Source organism: Curtobacterium subtropicum (assembly GCF_030362975.1).
Taxonomy (GTDB): domain Bacteria; phylum Actinomycetota; class Actinomycetes; order Actinomycetales; family Microbacteriaceae; genus Curtobacterium; species Curtobacterium subtropicum.
This window is the reverse complement of record NZ_JAUCMM010000001.1, coordinates 324,413-336,875: the sequence shown is the minus strand read 5'-3', so window position 1 is coordinate 336,875 and position 12,463 is coordinate 324,413. Positions and strand designations below refer to the sequence as shown.

13 protein-coding genes are annotated in these 12,463 nt (G+C 71.6%); 9 read left to right on the top strand and 4 right to left on the bottom strand.

Annotation, left to right across the window (positions count from 1 at the left end; all coding sequences use genetic code 11):
* Positions 1 to 14 precede the first annotated feature (14 nt).
* The 5 genes from QUG98_RS01520 (at position 15) to QUG98_RS01500 (ending at position 4,799) form a co-directional block, all read left to right on the top strand.
* On the top strand, positions 15 to 1,295 hold the full coding sequence (locus QUG98_RS01520) for a PIG-L family deacetylase (RefSeq protein WP_289468875.1): 1,281 nt from the start codon (positions 15 to 17) through the stop codon (positions 1,293 to 1,295).
* A gap of 37 nt (positions 1,296 to 1,332) precedes the next feature.
* Entirely contained in the window at positions 1,333 to 1,650 is a 318-nt protein-coding gene (gene fdxA, locus QUG98_RS01515; RefSeq protein WP_058728223.1) for a ferredoxin, read from the top strand.
* Positions 1,651 to 1,663: 13 nt separating this feature from the next.
* Positions 1,664 to 2,782: a succinyldiaminopimelate transaminase gene (gene dapC / locus QUG98_RS01510; protein ID WP_289468874.1), complete on the top strand. Its 1,119-nt coding sequence runs from the start codon at positions 1,664 to 1,666 to the stop codon at positions 2,780 to 2,782.
* 103 nt (positions 2,783 to 2,885) lie between these two features.
* Positions 2,886 to 3,296 (top strand): hypothetical protein, encoded by a 411-nt coding sequence (locus QUG98_RS01505; RefSeq protein ID WP_289468873.1) that lies wholly within the window; start codon positions 2,886 to 2,888, stop codon positions 3,294 to 3,296.
* Between the two features lie 144 nt (positions 3,297 to 3,440).
* A complete protein-coding gene (locus tag QUG98_RS01500) occupies positions 3,441 to 4,799 on the top strand; it encodes a citrate synthase (protein ID WP_289468872.1) in 1,359 nt (452 codons plus the stop codon).
* A gap of 433 nt (positions 4,800 to 5,232) precedes the next feature.
* Here the strand turns inward: QUG98_RS01500 and dapD are convergent, their stop codons facing one another.
* Complete coding sequence (dapD, locus tag QUG98_RS01495) at positions 5,233 to 6,201, bottom strand: 2,3,4,5-tetrahydropyridine-2,6-dicarboxylate N-succinyltransferase (RefSeq protein ID WP_289468871.1); 969 nt, start codon at positions 6,199 to 6,201, stop codon at positions 5,233 to 5,235.
* Positions 6,202 to 6,376: 175 nt separating this feature from the next.
* Here dapD and dapE point away from each other — a divergent pair, with 175 nt between their 5' ends.
* Both dapE and QUG98_RS01485 read left to right on the top strand, forming a co-directional pair.
* A complete protein-coding gene (gene dapE, locus QUG98_RS01490; protein WP_289468870.1) occupies positions 6,377 to 7,459 on the top strand; it encodes a succinyl-diaminopimelate desuccinylase in 1,083 nt (360 codons plus the stop codon).
* Positions 7,456 to 8,694, top strand: coding sequence for a hypothetical protein (locus QUG98_RS01485; RefSeq protein ID WP_289468869.1), 1,239 nt, complete (start codon positions 7,456 to 7,458; stop codon positions 8,692 to 8,694). The genes dapE and QUG98_RS01485 overlap by 4 nt, the downstream gene beginning before the upstream one ends.
* Here QUG98_RS01485 and QUG98_RS01480 read toward each other — a convergent pair.
* A complete protein-coding gene (locus QUG98_RS01480) occupies positions 8,673 to 9,845 on the bottom strand; it encodes an AI-2E family transporter (protein ID WP_289468868.1) in 1,173 nt (390 codons plus the stop codon). The genes QUG98_RS01485 and QUG98_RS01480 overlap by 22 nt on opposite strands.
* Positions 9,846 to 9,990: 145 nt before the next feature.
* Between QUG98_RS01480 and QUG98_RS01475 the strand changes: the two genes are divergently transcribed.
* Positions 9,991 to 10,161: a DUF3117 domain-containing protein gene (locus QUG98_RS01475; protein ID WP_017887054.1), complete on the top strand. Its 171-nt coding sequence runs from the start codon at positions 9,991 to 9,993 to the stop codon at positions 10,159 to 10,161.
* Positions 10,162 to 10,254: 93 nt separating this feature from the next.
* Here QUG98_RS01475 and QUG98_RS01470 read toward each other — a convergent pair whose 3' ends face one another.
* A complete protein-coding gene (locus QUG98_RS01470) occupies positions 10,255 to 10,887 on the bottom strand; it encodes an O-methyltransferase (RefSeq protein ID WP_289468867.1) in 633 nt (210 codons plus the stop codon).
* Positions 10,888 to 10,951: 64 nt separating this feature from the next.
* On the opposite strand from QUG98_RS01470, the gene QUG98_RS01465 reads away from it, so the two are divergent.
* Complete coding sequence (locus QUG98_RS01465; protein ID WP_137766720.1) at positions 10,952 to 11,332, top strand: twin-arginine translocase TatA/TatE family subunit; 381 nt, start codon at positions 10,952 to 10,954, stop codon at positions 11,330 to 11,332.
* Between the two features lie 246 nt (positions 11,333 to 11,578).
* Here QUG98_RS01465 and QUG98_RS01460 read toward each other — a convergent pair whose 3' ends face one another.
* On the bottom strand, positions 11,579 to 12,430 hold the full coding sequence (locus tag QUG98_RS01460; protein WP_289468866.1) for a class I SAM-dependent methyltransferase: 852 nt from the start codon (positions 12,428 to 12,430) through the stop codon (positions 11,579 to 11,581).
* Between the last annotated feature and the right edge of the window lie 33 nt (positions 12,431 to 12,463).

The window sequence follows — 12,463 nt, the reverse complement described above, 5'->3', positions numbered from 1 at the left end:
TACCCTGGGACGCGATGTCCAAGGCTCCCGCACCGCGTCCCGAGCGCGTCCTGTTCGTGCACGCCCACCCCGACGACGAGACCCTGTCGTCCGGCGGCACCATCGCCACCCTGCTCGAACTCGGCGCCGAGGTGACCGTGCTCACCGCGACCCGGGGCGAGCGCGGCGAGATGCTCACCGAGACCCTCGCGCCGCTCTTCGGTGACGGACCCCGTGTCGCCGCGCACCGCGAGACCGAGATCGCCGCCGCGCTGGCCGCCCTCGGGGGTCCGGCGCACCTGTGGCTCGGCAGCGGGGGAGCACGCCCCACGGACCTGCCCGAGCGGCGGTACAGCGACTCCGGCATGCAGTGGGGACCGGACGGACGTGCCATCGCCGCCGACGATGCGCCGGCCGACTCGCTCACGGCGGCCGACCTCGGCGAGGTCGTCGACGACATCCGTGCAGCGATCCGCTCGACGGGTGCGGACGCGGTGGTGAGCTACGCCGACGACGGCGGGTACGGCCACCCGGACCACGTCCGCGTGCACCACGCCGCCCGGCACGCCGCCCGTGCCGAGGAGGTCCCGTTCTCGATGATCGTGCCCGCGGACTCCGCCGAGGTCGACCTGACCGTCGACGTCCTCCCCGTCCGGGCGAAGGTGCGCGCGGCCGTCGAGCAGTACCGGTCGCAGGTCACGGTCGACCCCGCGGACCCGTCCGACCCGCAGCGCCTGACGTGGGTGATGCCGCACGGTGTCCGACAGGAGGCGCCCGCGGTCGAGGCCTTCCGGCACGACGCCGACCCGGTACCGCCGGCACCGCAGACCTTCGCCGAGCTCACCCGTCCGGGCAAGGTGACGGCGGTCGTCGTCGCCGCGGTCGCAGGACTCGTCGTGGGCGCCCTCGGGACCGTCACCCACCAGCAGCGGCTCGGGGGCGTCCCGGTCGGCATGGTGCTCACGACGCTCATCGTGCTCGGACTGGTGGTCGGCCTGCGGCTCCTGTACCGCTCGCGGGCGATGGTCGCCGCGGCCGGCATCGCGATCATCGTCGCCACCCAGGTGCTGGTGAGCGTCGGCGGAGGGTCGTCACCGCTCGTGCTCGCGAACGTCGCCGGGTACGTCTGGACCTTCGCGCCGGCGGTGATCGCGGCGTTCACCCTCGCGTGGCCGGACCTGTCCGGACTCCGTGCCCGTGCAGCAGCGGCGTCGGCCGGTGCCGGATCGTCAGCGTCGACCCCGGCGGCAGCTCCCGCGTCGTCCTCGGACCCCTCCGACACAGCGGCGTCCGGGGCTCCCGGACGCCGCGAGTAGACTCGACCACGCTCAGTCCGAAGGGAGCACCCGCACCGTGACCTACGTGATCGCCCAGCCCTGTGTCGACGTCAAGGACCGCGCCTGCATCGACGAATGCCCGGTCGACTGCATCTACGAGGGTGACCGGTCGCTCTACATCCACCCCGACGAGTGCGTCGACTGCGGTGCGTGCGAGCCGGTCTGCCCGGTCGAGGCGATCTACTACGAGGACGACCTGCCGGACGAGTGGGCCGACTACTACAAGGCCAACGTCGAGTTCTTCGAAGAGGTCGGCTCGCCCGGCGGCGCCGCCAAGGTCGGCGTGATCCACAAGGACCACCCGGTGGTCATGGCCGAGCCCCCGCGCGGCTGACCCGGACCGATCCGTGGCGCTCGACCTCCCCGACTTCCCCTGGGACCAGCTCGTCCCGTTCAAGCAGCGCGCAGCGGCGTACGAGGGCGGCATCGTCGACCTCAGCGTCGGCTCGCCCGTCGACCCGACCCCCGAGGTCGTCCGCCAGGCCCTCGCCCGGGCGACCGACGCGCACGCCTACCCGCAGGTCGCCGGGACGCCCGCGCTCCGCGAAGCGATCGCCGACTGGTACGGCCGTCGGCAGGGCATCGCGCTGACCCCGGAGCAGGTCCTCCCGACGATCGGGTCGAAGGAGTTCATCGCCGGGCTCGCGCTCTGGCTCGGCGTCGGTCCGGGGGACACCGTCGTGTTCCCGGAGGCCGCGTACCCGACCTACGAGCTCGGCGCCGCCCTCGTGCGTGCCGAGGCCCTGGCGTCGGACGACCCAGCCGCCTGGCCGGAGAGCACGAAGCTCGTGTGGCTGAACTCGCCGGGCAACCCGGACGGCCGCGTGCTCTCCGTGGAGCAGCTCCACGCCGCGGTGGCACGGGCGCGGGAGCTCGGCGCCGTCGTCGTCGGCGACGAGTGCTACGCCGAACTCGGGTGGGATGCGCCGTACGACAGCGCTCCGACGCCCTCGATCCTCGACCCGCGGGTCGTGGGTGACCGGGTCGACGGCGTCCTCAGCGTCTACTCGCTGTCGAAGCAGTCGAACCTCGCCGGCTACCGAGCCGCGTTCGTGGCGGGCGACGCCCGGATCCTGGCCGATGTGCTGGCGGTGCGGAAGCACACCGGCATGATGCCGCCGCTGCCCGTGCAGGAGGCGATGGTCGTCGCCCTGGCCGACGACACCCACGTGCAGCAGCAGAAGGCCCGGTACCGCGCTCGACGGAACATGCTCCGACGGGCACTCGAGGGAGCGGGCTTCCGGATCGACCACAGCCAGGCGGGCCTGTACCTCTGGGCGACCCGTGGGGAGCCCGCGCTCGACACCGTCGGGTGGCTCGCAGACCGCGGGATCCTCGTCGCGCCGGGCACGTTCTACGGGACGGCCGGCGCGGATCACGTGCGTGTGGCGCTCACGGCGAGCGACGACCGGATCGCGGCGGCGGCGCAGCGGCTGGCGAGCACTCGGCGGCTCGCAGCCTCCTGAGCCGATCGCCCGGATTCTCCTGGCATACGAAATACCGCCAGACTGGTCCGCTAGAACTCCTTCCTGTCGCACCGCGCCCCGCGGCCCGACAGGAAGGAACACCGTGAAGCGCCCCGCTCTCATCACCACCGCCGTCGCCCTCGGCCTCGGCCTCGGCCTGGCACTCTCCCCGATCGCTGCGAACGCGGCTCCGGCCGACACGTCCTCGGTCTCCGAGGTCGCGTCGGCAGCGCCGTACGCACCGCGCGACACCACGAGCTACGAGCAGCTCGAGGACGTCTACCACGACCTGCTCTCCGGCGGCTCCGGCGCGACGAGCATCCTCGTCAAGGCGACGCCCGGCGCCGAGGTCACCTACTCGGTGAACGGGGTCGCCCAGACGAAGCAGGCAGACGGTCGCGGGCGCGTCAGCTTCGACGTGACCTTCGAGCGTGCAGCGAACGACATCGCGCTCTCCCAGTCGGTGAACGGCGTCCCCTCTGAGGTCAAGACGTACCAGTACGACTTCAGCTGATGACCTCGGGTGGCGGAGCAGTCGCGCGGCGCGGTCCAGGACCGACCCCGCGGCTGTTCCGCCCGCCGCGCAATCCGTGGAGTCCACCAGATCTCCGCCTTCCGGTGGTGCACGACCGACAGTCGGCGCAGTTAGGCTGTCACCGTGACTGACACTGCCAACGATGCTCAGAAGACGGCCACACCGCCCACCACGCCCGTCCCCGTCAGCCCCGCCGCCGCTGAGTCGACCGAGACGGCAACGCTGACGTTCCCGGGGGGCACGGCGGAGTTCCCGATCCTGCCGAGCGTCGACGGCGCGTCCGCCATCGACATCTCCTCGCTGAAGAAGCAGACCGGGCTCAACACGCTCGACTACGGCTTCGTCAACACCGGCGCGACGAAGAGCGCGATCACGTACATCGACGGCGACCAGGGCATCCTGCGCTACCGCGGGTACCCGATCGACCAGGTCGCCTCGGGCTGCACCTACCTCGAGGTCGCGTGGCTGCTGATCTACGGCGAGCTCCCCACTGCCGAGGAGCTCGAGGGCTTCGACGCCCGCATCCGTCGGCACACGCTGCTGCACGAGGACCTCCGTCGCCTGTTCGACGCCCTCCCGCACTCGGCGCACCCGATGTCCGTCCTGTCCAGTGCCGTCAGTGCGCTCTCCACGTACTACGAGGACGACATGGACGTCGACGACCCCGAGAAGGTCGAGCTGCAGACCGTCCGGCTCCTCGCCAAGCTCCCGGTGATCGCCGCCTACGCGCACAAGAAGGCGATCGGTCAGGCCTTCCTCTACCCGGACAACACGCTGTCGTTCGTCGACAACTTCCTCCGGCTGAACTTCGGCACCATGGCCGAGCCGTACAAGCCGAACCCGGTGCTGTCCAAGGCGCTCGAACGACTCCTCATCCTGCACGAGGACCACGAGCAGAACGCGTCGACGTCGACGGTCCGCCTGGTCGGCTCGACCAAGGCGAACATGTTCGCGTCGATCTCGGCGGGCATCAACGCGCTCTACGGTCCGCTGCACGGTGGTGCCAACGAGGCCGTGCTCGAGATGCTCCAGCAGATCAAGGACTCCGGCGAGCCGGTGTCGCGCTTCGTCGAGCGGGTGAAGAACAAGGAACGCGGCGTGAAGCTCATGGGCTTCGGACACCGCGTGTACAAGAACTACGACCCGCGCGCGAAGCTCGTGAAGGAGTCCGCGCACGAGGTCCTGCAGTCGCTCGGCGTGCAGGACGACCTGCTCGACATCGCCATGGAGCTCGAGCAGATCGCGCTCGAGGACGAGTACTTCGTCAGCCGGAAGCTCTACCCGAACGTCGACTTCTACACGGGCATCATCTACCGGGCGATGGGCTTCCCGCCCCGGATGTTCACGGTGCTGTTCGCCATCGGTCGCCTGCCGGGCTGGATCGCCCAGTGGCGCGAGCTGAACAACGACCCGCTGAACAAGATCGGCCGCCCGCAGCAGCTCTACGTCGGACACCCGGAGCGGAACCTGCCCGCCCGCTGACCCGTGGTGACAGAACAGGCCCGCTCGCGCCCCGCGAGCGGGCCTGTTCTGTCACGCTCGGCACCGCGTGCCGACGGTTCGTGCCCGCTGGGCGATGCGCGCGCGGAGTGTCCTGCCCGCTCGGTGAGCCGAGAGCGACCGCGAGCGGCGCCGGACGGGAGGCGCGGAGCGGGCTGGTGCCGCGCCTCCCGTCCGGCGCTCCGCCCGTTCCGTCCCATCACGCGTGGGATGGCCGGTTCCGCCCGGTCCGCCCCGCCCACTCGCGCAGCATCGAGGCCGACGCAGGGCTCGCCGTCGCCGACACGAGCCGCCGTCGCCGACACGAGCCGCCGTGGCCGTGCCGAGACCGCGCGGACGCGTCGAGACACCGCCGGATCCGGCGGTGTTCCGTCGTGGCGCGCCCGTCTCGCGGAGGCGCGGAGGCGCGGAGGCGCTACGCGTGCAGCGCCGTGTTGAGCTGGATGCCCTGACCCTGGCGCTGCAGGGCCTCGACCGCGCCGGACAGCGAGTTGCGCCGGAACAGGACGTTCGGCACCCCCGACAGTTCCGCGGCCTTCACGGTGCGCGGCGTGCCGTCGGGGCTCGGCGCAGCGCCCACGAGCACGACCTTGGTGCCCGCCGTGACGTAGAGCCCGGCCTCGACCACGGAGTCGTCACCGAGGGAGATGCCGAGGCCGGCGTTCGCACCCAGCAGCGCCCGCTCCCCGAGCGACACACGGTGCGTCCCGCCGCCGGACAGCGTGCCCATGATGGAGGCGCCGCCACCGATGTCGGTGCCGTTGCCCACGACGACGCCCTGCGAGACCCGGCCCTCGATCATGGCGTCGCCGAGGGTGCCGGCGTTGAAGTTCACGAAGCCCTCGTGCATGACCGTCGTGCCGGGAGCGAGGTGTGCGCCGAGCCGGACCCGGTTCGCGTCGCCGATGCGCACGCGGTCCGGGACGACGTAGTCGAGCAGGCGGGGGAACTTGTCGACCGCGTGCACCGCGATGCCCGCGCGCTGCAGCACGGGACGCAGCCGCGTCAGGGCACCGGGGTGGACGGGGCCGGCGTTCGTCCAGGCGACGATCGGCAGGTGGCCGAAGACGCCGTCGAGCGAGATCTCGTTCGGCCGCACGTGCAGGTGGCTGAGCAGGTGCAGGCGCAGGTAGGCGTCGGGCGTGCTGGCGGGTGCGTCGTCGATGACGATCTCGGTCGTCACGGCCTCGACCCGGACATCGCGTCGGGGGTCGTCGCCGACGTGCGCCTCGAGCTCGGGCGGGAACACCGCGTCGGCCGGGCGCTCCCCGAGGTGCGTCTCCGGGTACCACGTGTCGAGCGTGGTGCCGTCCGCGGCGACGGTCGCGAGGCCGTGGCCCCAGGCGTGCGTGGGTCGGTCGGTGGCAGCGGTCGCGTCGGTCACGCCACCAGGGTAGCGAGCGGGCGGGGCCGCGACCCGTCCAGGGAGACGGTCTGTGGAGAACGCTCCCGCCAACGACCCGACCGGTCGGAGGCACGACCGCCTGTGGACGGACGGCTCCCGTCCACAGGTGGTCGCCGCACGGATCGCCGTGGGACACGGCCGGTACGCTGACCGCATGCCGGAGCAGCTCGACCTCACCGCCTCGTCCATCGACATCACGCGTGCCATCTGCGACATCGAGTCGGTGTCCGGGAACGAAGGGCCCCTCGCCGACGCGATCGAGGCGGCGCTGTCCGCCCTGCCCCACCTCGAGGTGGTGCGCGACGGCGACGCGATCGTCGCGCGGACCCAGCTCGGCCGCGACCGCCGGGTCGTGATCGCCGGGCACATCGACACCGTGCCGCTCAACGGCAACCTCCCGACCGAGTTCCGCACCGCCGACGACGGCACCGAGATCCTCTGGGGCCGCGGGACGGTCGACATGAAGGCCGGCTGCGCGGTGCAGCTGAAGCTGGCACACGACCTCGCCGAGCCGAACGTCGACGTCACCTGGGTGTTCTACGACCACGAGGAGGTCAGCGACTCCCTGAACGGCCTCGGTCGACTGGCACGGACCCGTCCCGAGCTGCTCGCCGGCGACTTCGCGATCCTCGGGGAGCCGTCGGGCGCGCAGATCGAGGGCGGCTGCAACGGCAACCTCCGTGCGGAGATCCGGACCTTCGGCAAGCGCTCCCACAGTGCACGCAGCTGGATCGGCGACAACGCGATCCACAGGACGGCACCGATCCTCGCGACCCTCGCCGCGTACGAGCCGCGCACCGTCACGGTCGACGGGCTCGAGTACCGCGAGGGCCTGAACGCCGTGGGCATCTCCGGCGGCATCGCCGGCAACGTCATCCCGGACGAAGCGATGGTCCACGTGAACTACCGCTTCGCGCCGTCGCGCAGCGCGGACGAGGCGGTCGCGCACATCCGCGAGCTGTTCGACGGCTACGACGTGCAGATCGTCGACCTCGCCGCGGGAGCGCGTCCTGGGCTCGACGCCCCGCTCGCGCAGCAGTTCGTGGCAGCGGTCGGCGGCCCCGCCCCGCGCCCGAAGTACGGCTGGACCGACGTCGCACGCTTCTCGGCGCTCGGCGTCCCGGCGGTCAACTACGGACCCGGTGAGCCCGTCTTCGCACACCACGACGACGAGCAGGTCCCCGTCGACCAGATCACCGCGGTCGAGGACGGCCTGCGTCGGTGGCTGACGGCGTGACGACGGGCCCCGCGCGCACCGTCGCGGGGCACCTGCCCGCCGGGCGTTGGCGGGCGCGCTACCGACTCGTGCCCTGGTGGCTCCGGGTCACGGTGGTCTACGTCGCCGCACGGCTCGTGACCGGGGCGATGCTCCTGGCGTTCGCCCGGGTGCAGACCGCGAACTCGTTCACCGCCGCGCACCCGTCGTACCTGTCGTTCGCGGCCATCTGGGACGGTGCCTGGTACCGGGTGATCGCGTCGAGCGGCTACCCCTCGGTCCTGCCGGTGGACGCTGCCGGGCACGTCACCGAGAACGCCTGGGCGTTCATGCCCGCGTACCCGTTCCTCGTGCGCGGGCTCATGGTGCTCACGGGCGCGTCGTTCGAGGCGGTCGCCGTCACGGTGTCCCTGGTCGCGGGCTGGGGTGCCGCGCTGGTGTTCCGGCGACTGATGGGTCGCTTCCTCGACGACGGCCGGGCGACCTTCGCCACGGTGCTGTTCTGCGTCGCCCCGGTGTCCGCCGTGTTCCAGGTCGCCTACGCCGAGGCGATGGGGCTGTTCCTGCTCCTGGTCGCGCTCCTGCTGCTGGTCGACCGGCGCTGGTGGACGATGCTGCCCGTCGTGCTGCTGCTCGGCATGACCCGTCCGACCGGACTGGCGTTCGCGCTCCTCGTGGTGCTGTTCCTGGCCGCCTGGACGATCCGACCGACGTGGGTGCGCGAGTCCGAGCGGCCGACCCTGCGCAGCGCGCTGCCGCCGCTCGTCGTGGGTGCGGTCTCGGGGCTCGTCGGGCTCGCGTGGCCGGCGATCGCGTGGGCGGTGACCGGGGTGCCGAAGGCCTACACCGACACCGAGCTCGCGTGGCGGTCGTCGTACATCGGGTGGAAGGAGCTCGTGCCCTTCGCGCCGTGGATCCAGGGCGCCGGGTGGTGGTTCGGGGAGCCGGCCGGCGGGATCCTGCTCGCCGTCGCGGTCCTCGCCTTCACGGTCTTCGTCTTCCACCCGGCAGCGCGTCGCATCGGTCTCGAACTCCGCCTGTGGGGTGTGGCCTACGTGGTCTACCTGCTCGCGGTGTTCTTCCCGCAGTCGAGCACCTGGCGCATCCTGCTGCCGATCGCACCGCTGCTCGGCATCGTCGCCCTGCCGCGGTCACGGGTGTACCGGGTGCTCGTCGTCGCGGTGTGCCTCGGCCTGCAGTTCGTCTGGCTGTACACGTGCTGGTGGGTCGACGGCTACGACTGGACGCCCCCGTGAGCGACCCCGCCGGGGTCGCTCTCGCCGCGGTCGACCTCGCGGTCGTCTGAGTCCTCCGCGGCAGGCGTGTCCGACGGGTCCTCGCCGGGACGCCAGTCGGCTGCGGCGTGCACCATCGCGTTCACGGTCGCGATGAACGGCACCGCGAAGAACGCACCGACGACGCCGGCGATGGTCGTGCCCGCGGTGACGCCGAGCACGACGCCGAGCGGGTGCACGCGGACGGCCGAGCCGGTGAGGAACGGGTGCAGGACGTGGCTCTCGAGCTGCTGCACGACCACGACGACGCCGAGCATGATCAGCGCCGGCACGAGCCCGTTGAAGACCAGCGCGATGAGCACGGCGACGATGCCGGCGACGATCGCCCCGACCACCGGGACGAACGCGCCGAAGAACACGATCACGCCGATCGGCACGGCGAGTGGCAGCCCGAGGGCGAGTGCACCGATGACGATGCCGAGCGCGTCGGTCACCGCGACGACCAGCTGCACGCGGATGAAGCTCGTGAGCGTCTTCCACCCCGCCTGACCGGCCGCGTCGATCCTTCCGCGGGAGCGACGCGGGAAGATGCGGACCACCCACGACCAGATCCGGCGACCGTCGACCAGCACGAAGATCGTCGTGAACACCACGATGAACAGCCCCTCGAGGGCGTGCACCAGGCCGCTGCCCGCCTCGGCTGCCCCGGACAGGATGGACGCGACGTGGGTCTGCAGGAACTTCGTCGCCTCCGCCAGGTACTTCGTGACCTGCGCCGAGGTGATGCCGAACGGCTCGGTCGCGAGGAGGGTCTGGAAGGTCTGCACGTTGCTCGAGAGCCGACGTTCGAGGGTCGGCAGGTCGTAGCGGATCTGCGCGGTGACGACGAGCGCCAGGACACCGAGGACGACCACGACCGCGAGGCACGCCGTCAGCACCGAGAGCCACTTCGGCCACCCGTGCCGCTGCAGGAACGCCGAGAACGGTGCGAGCAGCGCGCAGACGAGCAGGCCGACCAGGAACGGCACCACGATGTCCTGCAGCAGGACCACGAGGGCGACGACGACGGCCAGGGCGGCGACCGTCACGAGGAACCGCCACGAGAACGCCCCGGCGATGCGCATGCCCGTCGGCACGGCCTCGACGACCGGATCGGCCTGTGGACGAAGCATGGAGCGGATGTTCGGCATTCGCATAGGTGACCACTCCGAGCCGCGAGAACGTCGTATTCCGACACCCCCAACCTGGGCGGTTTCGCAGTTGCCCCCTCGGTACGGGATAATGGGGGAGCATCTTCTGCACGAAAGGGGACATCTGATGGCAGCGATGAAGCCGAGGACCGGTGACGGGCCGATGGAGGCTGTCAAGGAGGGTCGACTCATCATCGTGCGGGTTCCGCTCGAAGGTGGAGGCCGCCTGGTGGTCTCGGTCAACGACGCCGAGGCCAAGGAACTCCACGACGCACTGGCAGAGGTCGTCTCCGCCTAGTCCGTCGACGCACCACGACAGGAGGCCCGGAGCGCGTACGCTCCGGGCCTCCTGCGCGTCCCGCGACCGGCCTGAGCGGCCGCGCGGGTCAGGTCAGGCGGAGACCTTCGTCATCTGCAGCAGCCCGTCGCCGGCGGGGGAGAGCGCGCTCCGGACCGCGCCCGAGGTGGACACCTCGGTGAGCAGCAGTCGGAAGTCGGTCGTCGCGCGGTCCCGACGCACCGGGTCCGCGACCCGCCCCCGCCAGAGCGCGTGCGGGACGAGCACCGTGCCACTGACGCGCGCGAGCCGGAGTCCGTGCTCCACGTACTCGATGACGTGCTCGGGGTCGGCGTCGACGAGGACGACGTCGTACGACGCCTCGTTCATCCGGGGCAGCACCTGGTTGGCCCGACCAGGGATGAGTCGGACCCGCGACGGAGCGGTGCCGGCCGCGACGAAGGCGTCACGGGCGTACTGCTGGTGGTCGACCTCGACGTCGATCGTCGTCAGGGTGGCGTCGGGCGCACCGCGCAGCAGCCAGAGCCCGGAGACACCGAGTCCGGTGCCGATCTCGATCATGCTCGTGGCGCGGGAAGCCGCGGCCACCACGGCGATCTGCGCGCCGATCGCGGGGGAGATCGCTTCGACCCCGAGTTCGAGGGAGTGCTCTCGCGCTCGGGCGATCACCTCGGGCTCCGAGACGATGTCCTCGGCGAACTTCCAGTTCGACTCTTTCTCTGACACGCACACTCCGTTCGGGAGACAACTCTACGGGTGCGGCGCAGTGGGACGGGTTACGCTCGTTGCCGTGTCCATCGACTTCAACAAGATCCTGATCATCGGGATCATCGCGGTGCTGCTGCTCGGGCCGCAGCGCCTGCCGATGTACGCGCAGAAGCTCGCCGAGTTCGTCAAGGCGGTCCGCCGTTTCGCCGACACGGCGAAGGACCGCATGCGCGAGGAGATGGGCCCCGAGTTCGACGACGTCGACTGGCAGAAGCTCGACCCGCGCCAGTACGACCCCCGGCGCATCATCCGCGACGCACTGCTCGACTCCGGCGGGACGACCGCCGGCAGCATGGCGGCCGTCGAGACCGCGCAGGTGACCGCGTCGAAGGTGCGGGCGACGGCACCGGTGGTGCCGCTCGCCGAGGGCGAGCCCGCCCCCTACGACACCGAGGCGACCTGACGGCTTCCGTCACGACACGACGGACGGGAGGCACGGTGCCAGCTGGCACCGTGCCTCCCGTCCGTCGTCCGGGTGCGCCCGTCGTGAGCGTCCGAGCCCATCGCACCCGACCTGGGATGACGATTCGCGCGTCGGATGCCGAAAGGAACCGTCCCCCTTGCGCGGAACGGTCACCTTTGCGCGGAACGGTCACCCTTGCGCGGAACAGTCACCCTCGCGCGGAAGCTGCACAATCGCGCGGAACCGTCAGTCCCGCGTCGCGACGATCGTGAACGTCGTCGGCATCCGGTCGCGGTCGGCGGCGGGCCAGACCCACGAGCCGTGCCCGTCCTCCTCCATGCGAGGGCTGAAGCGCCACGGCAGCGTGCGCCCCTCGTCGAGCCGGCGCAGGCGCAGGCCGGCTCCGAGCAGGGCGTTGACGACCTCGGACAGTGGGTGCGGCCACTCGTACGTGCGGGTGTTCGCGACGGTGCCCTCGCCGACGTACGTGCCCGCGTCCTCCCACTGCTGCGCCGTCCCGTCGGGGAAGTACCGGTGGCGCGTCACGAGCTCCGGCGCGTCCTCGTCCAGGGCGTACAGCGCCGGGTGGCCGTCCCGGATGAAGAACACCCCGCCCGGCCGGAGGAGCCCCGCGACCTGCGCGGCCCAGCGGTCGAGGTCGTCGAGCCAGCAGATCGTGCCGATGCTCGTGTAGACGACGTCGAAGTCGCCCGCGACGGCTGCTCGGGCGTCGAGGACGTCGGTCTCCACCCACGTCACCTCGAGGCCGAGCCGATCGGCCAGGGCCGCTGCCGACGCGAGCGCCGGTGCCGAGAAGTCGACCCCGGTCAGTCGGGCTCCCTCGCGGGCGAGCGAGACGGTGTCCGTGCCGATGTGGCACTGCAGGTGGCAGACGTCGAGCCCCGCCAGGGTCCCGCCGGGCAGCCACGGCGTGAGCGCCGGCAGGTCGTCACGGACGACGTCCGACCGGTGCGCCGGGTCGTCGAGCGCGGCGACGTCGTACGCACCCTCGTGGATGGGCACCCGGTCGTCCCAGTTCGCGCGGTTCGTGTCGCGGGCGGCGTCCCAGTCGACGCTGACGTGGTCGGTGCTGTCCATGCCGCCACGCTAGCGGGGGAGCCCGCACGCGCG

Excerpts from the sequence above, each read along its gene's own strand:
- QUG98_RS01520 (WP_289468875.1), top strand. The coding sequence starts at position 15 with ATGTCCAAGGCTCCCGCACCGCGTCCCGAGCGCGTCCTGTTCGTGCAC.
- dapE (WP_289468870.1), top strand. The coding sequence starts at position 6,377 with ATGCCGGAGCAGCTCGACCTCACCGCCTCGTCCATCGACATCACGCGT.
- QUG98_RS01480 (WP_289468868.1), bottom strand. The coding sequence starts at position 9,845 with ATGCTTCGTCCACAGGCCGATCCGGTCGTCGAGGCCGTGCCGACGGGC.
- QUG98_RS01475 (WP_017887054.1), top strand. The coding sequence starts at position 9,991 with ATGGCAGCGATGAAGCCGAGGACCGGTGACGGGCCGATGGAGGCTGTC.
- QUG98_RS01460 (WP_289468866.1), bottom strand. The coding sequence starts at position 12,430 with ATGGACAGCACCGACCACGTCAGCGTCGACTGGGACGCCGCCCGCGAC.